General features: G+C 38.3%; 7 protein-coding genes. All 7 read left to right on the top strand.

Annotated elements, in window-relative coordinates; genetic code table 11:
• Positions 1–304 precede the first annotated feature (304 nt).
• Entirely contained in the window at positions 305–1,108 is an 804-nt protein-coding gene (locus tag VJL_RS26485) for a hypothetical protein (protein WP_038882342.1), read from the top strand.
• Between the two features lie 347 nt (positions 1,109–1,455).
• On the top strand, positions 1,456–2,061 hold the full coding sequence (locus tag VJL_RS29360) for a helix-turn-helix domain-containing protein (RefSeq protein WP_038882343.1): 606 nt from the start codon (positions 1,456–1,458) through the stop codon (positions 2,059–2,061).
• A gap of 72 nt (positions 2,062–2,133) precedes the next feature.
• Entirely contained in the window at positions 2,134–2,676 is a 543-nt protein-coding gene (locus VJL_RS26495; RefSeq protein WP_160167715.1) for a hypothetical protein, read from the top strand.
• A 145-nt stretch (positions 2,677–2,821) separates the two neighbouring features.
• Positions 2,822–3,541, top strand: a complete 720-nt coding sequence (locus VJL_RS26500; RefSeq protein ID WP_010448805.1) for an FRG domain-containing protein — start codon at positions 2,822–2,824, stop codon at positions 3,539–3,541.
• A 170-nt stretch (positions 3,542–3,711) separates the two neighbouring features.
• Positions 3,712–4,614: a hypothetical protein gene (locus VJL_RS26505; RefSeq protein WP_038882347.1), complete on the top strand. Its 903-nt coding sequence runs from the start codon at positions 3,712–3,714 to the stop codon at positions 4,612–4,614.
• 68 nt (positions 4,615–4,682) lie between these two features.
• The gene (locus VJL_RS28545) at positions 4,683–5,090 is read left to right on the top strand and encodes a hypothetical protein (protein WP_081635048.1); all 408 of its coding nucleotides are present in this window, start codon (positions 4,683–4,685) and stop codon (positions 5,088–5,090) included.
• Between the two features lie 207 nt (positions 5,091–5,297).
• Complete coding sequence (locus VJL_RS26515; RefSeq protein WP_038882348.1) at positions 5,298–5,852, top strand: hypothetical protein; 555 nt, start codon at positions 5,298–5,300, stop codon at positions 5,850–5,852.
• Positions 5,853–6,024 lie beyond the last annotated feature (172 nt).

The raw sequence follows: 6,024 nt of genomic DNA on the forward strand, positions 1-6,024 counted from the left end.
GGCATTTTTACTATGCGTTGGTTTTGGTGATTAAGGTGGTATGCGGCGGCTTTGGTATTGCGTTGCTCACCCCTTAACAAGGCGTTATATTTTATTTGAAATCAGCGTCTTAAAACTAGTTTGAAGTTGGTTGTTTGTCGACTGTTCAGGCTGTCATGTTTAGCCCTCTTTAAGCATGAAATATGCTAAATATCATTGTATTATAGTAATAAGCAGTATACGAAATGGTAAACTACTGCTAGTTTTCGTTGATGATTAAATGAACACCATTTACCTCTTATTGAAGCTTTACTAAGGAAAAATTTTGCCAGAACCAATCGCAACATTAGGTGGTGCAGCTGTAGTAGCATACCTTTCAAAGGATGGGGTTTCAAAACTGTTAGGTCCGACTGCTGAGTACCTCGGTGGTGAAATGAAGACTCTCGTTGAGAAAAGCCAAAGAAATATAGTCTCAGTATTTAAAAAGGCTGAAAAAAAATGTGGAACAAAAATTGATCAAGAAGGTACTGTAAACGCTAGGGTGATGAAGCATGTTTACGATGAAGCGAGGTTTAGTGATGATGAACTTCTTGCTGAGTATTTTGGTGGTGTATTAGCATCAGCTAGAACCGAAGATGGTATTGATGATAGAGGCGTTTATTATTCTCAAATTGTAAAGTCGATGTCTAGTTATCAATTAAGGTGCCATTATTTTTTTTACTACCTGATGTGGTACAACTCAAAGGGTATGGACCTGAATTTAAACTCCAATATTGATAGAGATAAATTAACTATAGTGGCACCAATCAAATGTTATGAAGAAACATTTAAATCAAATTCTAAGCAAAATGAAATGCCTTTCATTGCTCACTCATTATCTGGTTTAGCTAAAGCAGATTTAATCGGTGAAAGTTTTGCTTTGCAAAACCCAGAAGATTTAAAAAAGAAAAACATCGAAGTTGATCAGTTTGCTTTTGTTATACAACCAACAATTACAGGTTTGGAGCTCTTTATTTGGGTTCATGGTCAAGGTGAAATTGGTTTGCCTGCATTTATGTATCAAGATTTAGTTGAAGTACCAGATATAGACATGAAAAATGTAGAATTAACTAAATTAAAGAATATTTGATAAGCAGCTAAAACGCGCAGCTAATTTATTATTGTTCGTTTTAGCTAACTAGCTATTTAATTGCGAACTTGTACTTTTTCATCTAAGAGGTGTGTTTTTTCTGGCGATATTTTAATTGGAGCGTCTTAGTTGGGTTAGGAACCCAAGTTAACATCGTAACTCTTTATCAATAAAATCAGTCGATTGTTGTAAAATATAACAAATTGTTTAAGAGTGATTCGGCACGCGTGGCATTTTTACTATGCGTTAGGTTGAGTGGTTAAAGTGGTCTGCGGAAGCTTCGGTATTGCGTGCCTCACACCTTAACAAAGCGTTATATTTTTAATCGAATTTTGAGGAAGTTTTAAGTGTTAAAACCAGAGTTACTAACGTTAGTTATTGATGAAGAAACAAGCTATTGGGGTGGTGTCAGGAAAATATCGACATCTGAGCTTAGTGAGTTTTTTCGTATTTTAACTGTTTCACATAGTATAGCTGCGCAGCTTGAGAGTAATATTGTTTTCTCTGACTCTGATCATCGATTAAATGTACGAGAATGCCTAGGTGAGATGCTCCTCTTAAACAGCTCAGCTGAAAATAGCAAAGATATAGCCACATTTAATAAAAGTATTGATTATTTTTATCAGCGCAGCGTTGGTAGTTCATATCTTCCAAGTGGATTAGAGGTCGTTTCTATAAGCTACAATAGTCCACTAAAGGTTGTTATTAGCGGTGGTCCGCTAAAAGTTTTACTTTTGACTGTTGCTGTCTTAGGCGGAGAGGTTAATGTTGGTGATTTTTCAGTAAAAATGCCGGGAATCTCTGAAGCAGTTCAGCGCTTGTCGGAATCATACCTAGAAATTCAGAAGTACAGAGACCAAAAAGAGTTAGCAAACAAGGTCATTGAAAATCACGTTATGCAACTACCTCATCCAGATATTTACAAAATCAATTCATTGGATAAAAAAATATAACAAAGCATTTAAGAGTGATTCCCAACGCTTGGCATTTTTCATTACATCGTTGGGTTTCGTGTTTACGGTGGTATGGTTGAGTATCGCGGTGGCGTTGCTCACACCTTAATGCGGCGTTATGCGTCAGTCACATTGTTTGCCAAGAGTACATATATGAGAAATGTAGCTATGCCTAAATTGTTGTTTTCATCTTGGTCCTATTGGGCTGATCGGGGCTCGTTAGAAAACATCAACTATCCGGGCGTTTATGCTTTAGCTATTACCTCGGACGACCTTACTGGTCAAAAAATGTCGTTTGAAAACGTTGTATATATTGGAATGTCCAATTCTCTATCTGGTATCAAAGGCAGACTGAATCAACTTAACCGCTCGATAAATGGTGGGCATGGTCATAGTGGTGGCAATACTATTCGTGGTCACCTTGGTGAGTATTCGGATTGGAAAAATGATTTAGATTTGTATGTGTCTATCTGCCCGATAATTTGTGATGTAAAAAGGCGTTCTATCGAAGATTTAAAGTTAATGGGCGCAGTTAGTTATATGGAATATGAGGCATTTTCTTTGTTTAGGTCCAAAAACTCAGCACTCATCAAGCCTAAGTATAATAAGCAGTAAACGCATAACAAAGCGTTTAAGACAGATTCCCAACGCTCGGCATTTTTGGTTTGCTTCAAGTTCCGTGTTTACGGCACAATACTTTAAGTTTGGTGGTCTGCGTTGCTCACTACTTAACGCGGCGTTATGTTTTTGGAGGTAATTTTTGATTAATTCGGTAGTAGAATTCCTTAAAGAGATAGAGGGACATGAGATTCACTCTACTCAAATGTTTCGAGGTCATGCAAATCAGGAGTGGGAACTGCTCCCTACATTGGCTCGAATTAATCCGCTAAATATTTCTACATCGTATGATTTAGGGTGGCGTGGAGTCGAGCAGTCTATACTGGATAAGTTTATGAAGCATGCAATTCGCTTCATGGAAAAAGATCCTAAAAATACGCTAGAAATCATGATACATGCCCAACATCATGGTGTTCCAACTCGCTTGTTAGATTGGTCAACTAATCCACTGAAAGCCCTTTATTTCGCTGTTGAAAATAGTGCTCATGACGACGTTGACGGCGTCGTCTATACATATTCACCAACGAGCTGGCATACCACTTCAAATGCGTCAGATATGACTTCTTGGAATCGGCTTGTAGCGTTTCATCCTAATTTAGTTAACGACCGTGTCGCAGCTCAAGAGGGGTGTTTTACCCTTTTTCCTTTTGCAATACCTCAAGAGGATGACAGTCGCTATTTGTCAACTGAAGCATTTCAACCACAGAATGTTCAAGTTAGCATGCACTCAGTACTAATTCCAAAACAAGCTAAGCCAGCATTGAGGAAACAACTAGAAAAGCTCGGTGTATCAGACGCTTCAATGTTCCCAGATTTGGATGGAATTGCAAAAAACATACGTAGAGATTTTGGTTTCATTTAGTACAAACATAACAAACTGTTTAAGAGTGATTCGCAACGCGTGGCATTTTCACTATGCGTTGGTTTTTGTGTTTAAGGTGGTTTGCTGCGGCTTTTGTATTGCGTTGCTCACACCTTAACAGGGCGTTAGTTGGCTGGAGCAAGATGTACTTTAGTTAGGTAGTTAAACAGATGAAATCAGATGAAGAAGTTATAGCGCTTATCGGTAATGAATGGATATCTAGAATCAATGAAAATACAAAAAGAGTAGCATTAGAGTTCAAAGCTACAGTTGAAAAATATGAAAGCGCCAAAACAAAAGAGGAAGTAAAAACTTACCTTGAACAATGGCTTAATGAGAGCCATCATTCAGATGTATTTTACACCGAGTTCAACGCGACCAATGTTGATTATGGTGAATTCCGTTTCGTGAAGAGCTTTTTCCCTGAGTTAGATGAATGGAACCATGCATTTGAAATGCACTGCCAATCAGTTGGCGTCGATACCTTTTATGATGACTTAGCAAGCGATTTAAGCCATGACTTAAACTGTCGATTTATTGATCTAAGAAAACTTCTAAATGCTTTGTTTTTTCGAGCCGCCGAACTTAAGGCGTTCGACTTGTTAGCTGATTACTTGAGGGCGCAAATACATTGGATGGAAAATAATAAATTTTGCACCGCGGTATACAGTCACGATGATGGACATTACGGTAGCCTTGCTGCAATCGAACTCATGGGTCAGAGCCTTGAATACGTGCCATTGTATCTTGATTACTTAAAGGCTTTACCGGCGGATAATTGGATGAAAACAGATATCTCGGAAATTGATGAATTGACGGGCGATTTGGTTGATAAACATGGTTTTAGTGAAATAACTTATCCATTGATTGAGGCACAAGTGACCTACGCTTTAAATGAACATGGATTAGAGGTTTTTAGCGAGTGGTGTGAAAACGGGCTTGTCGAGTGGCTTACAGACAATAACAAAATCGATTCTCTTTTAGCTGCTGAAGAAGAATGGTTTAAGAAAATAGATGATTTAGAAGACTTAGATGACTATGGTGTTCGCTCTATTTTGAACAAATATTATTGACCTCTTAATTTGTATTTTGATTAGCGAGGTTTAAGTTAACAAAACTTAACCTATTTCTCGTGCTAGATATGCCAACTAACAATCTGTTTAAGAGTGATTCGCAACGCGTGGCATTTTTATTATGCGTAGCGTTTAGTGTTTTAGGTGGCATGCGGCGGCTTTGGTATTGCGTTGCTCACACCTTAACAGGGCGTTATGTGTCTATGGAGGAAAAAATGATATCCGATATCTTAGAAGAAATTTTGACACCAGTTTCTAGGACGATTAATAAGGTTATTAGCTTTCTAGTGGTTGGCGTATTCGTTGAGTTTGGATGTTATTTTCTGGGTAAAGTAACTTTGTTATTACTCACGCTTGGTAGGTTCCCTGATAAAACTAAATCACAAGAACATAAAGGTAAAATATCACTTTTCGGGCTTACCATTTTCTTTTCAATTTTAATTTTCATCGCACATAACAACCAAGTAGACGCATAAAAACCAAATAACGGCGTATCAAACCGTTAGGGTTTCATCATTCGATTTGTTCACATCTTGAGCTCGCCACATAACAAATTGTTCAAGAGTGATTCGTCACGCGTGGCATTTTTACTATGCGTTGATTTTAGTGGTTAAGGTGTTATGCGGGAGCTTCGGTATTGCGCGCCTCACACCTTAACAAGGCGTTAACTGGCTAGGAGTAATATGGAACATATCGTAGAAATAATAAAAGCTTTAGCTTGGCCTGTTGCAATGGTGTGGCTTGGATATTTGTTTCGAAAGGAAGTTAAAAGTTTAATGGGGAGACTTACCGCATTAAAACATGGTGAGACAGAAATCAGCTTTACGCGTGGCTTAGAGAAAGCAGAACAAAAAGCTTTGGAAATTTCCCAGTCCCAAGACCCTGTTCATGAGTCGACAGCCGAAGAGTTGAGTCAAAAAGAGCAGCTATACCGTTTAGCTGAAATATCTCCACGAGCAGCAATTGTTGAAGCTTGGACGTTAATTGAAATTGCAGCAGTAAAAAATGATTTAACAACAGGTACCGCGATAAAACGTACTAATCCGAAGTTAATTCTAGAGCATCTTGAAAATACTGGAAATTTCAGTCCGAATAGCATCGAGGTAATAAACAGTTTGAGGCAGCTTCGTAACAGAGCTACCCATTTACCAGACTTCGCTATTTCTCAAGATGAAGCTGAGCGTTATCTTGATTTGGCGTTAAAAAGTGTGCATGCAATCGAAAATATCGCCAGTTAACAAACTGTTCAAGAGGGATTCGCAACGCGTGGCATTTTTACTATGCGTTGGTTTTAGTGTTTAAGGTGGTATGCAACGGCTTCGGTATTGCGTTGCTCACCCCTTAACAGGGCGTTAGTTTTATGGAGGAAATATTGTGGAAATCTGGAAGTTATTGTTCTTTATACCTGCG

This window comes from Vibrio jasicida CAIM 1864 = LMG 25398, from assembly GCF_000400365.1.
Taxonomy (GTDB): domain Bacteria; phylum Pseudomonadota; class Gammaproteobacteria; order Enterobacterales; family Vibrionaceae; genus Vibrio; species Vibrio jasicida.

Bases quoted from the DNA above. Each gene is read 5' to 3' on its own strand.
- VJL_RS26495 (WP_160167715.1), top strand. From the start codon at position 2,134: ATGGTTGAGTATCGCGGTGGCGTTGCTCACACCTTAATGCGGCGTTAT.
- VJL_RS26505 (WP_038882347.1), top strand. From the start codon at position 3,712: ATGAAATCAGATGAAGAAGTTATAGCGCTTATCGGTAATGAATGGATA.
- VJL_RS28545 (WP_081635048.1), top strand. From the start codon at position 4,683: ATGCCAACTAACAATCTGTTTAAGAGTGATTCGCAACGCGTGGCATTT.
- VJL_RS26515 (WP_038882348.1), top strand. From the start codon at position 5,298: ATGGAACATATCGTAGAAATAATAAAAGCTTTAGCTTGGCCTGTTGCA.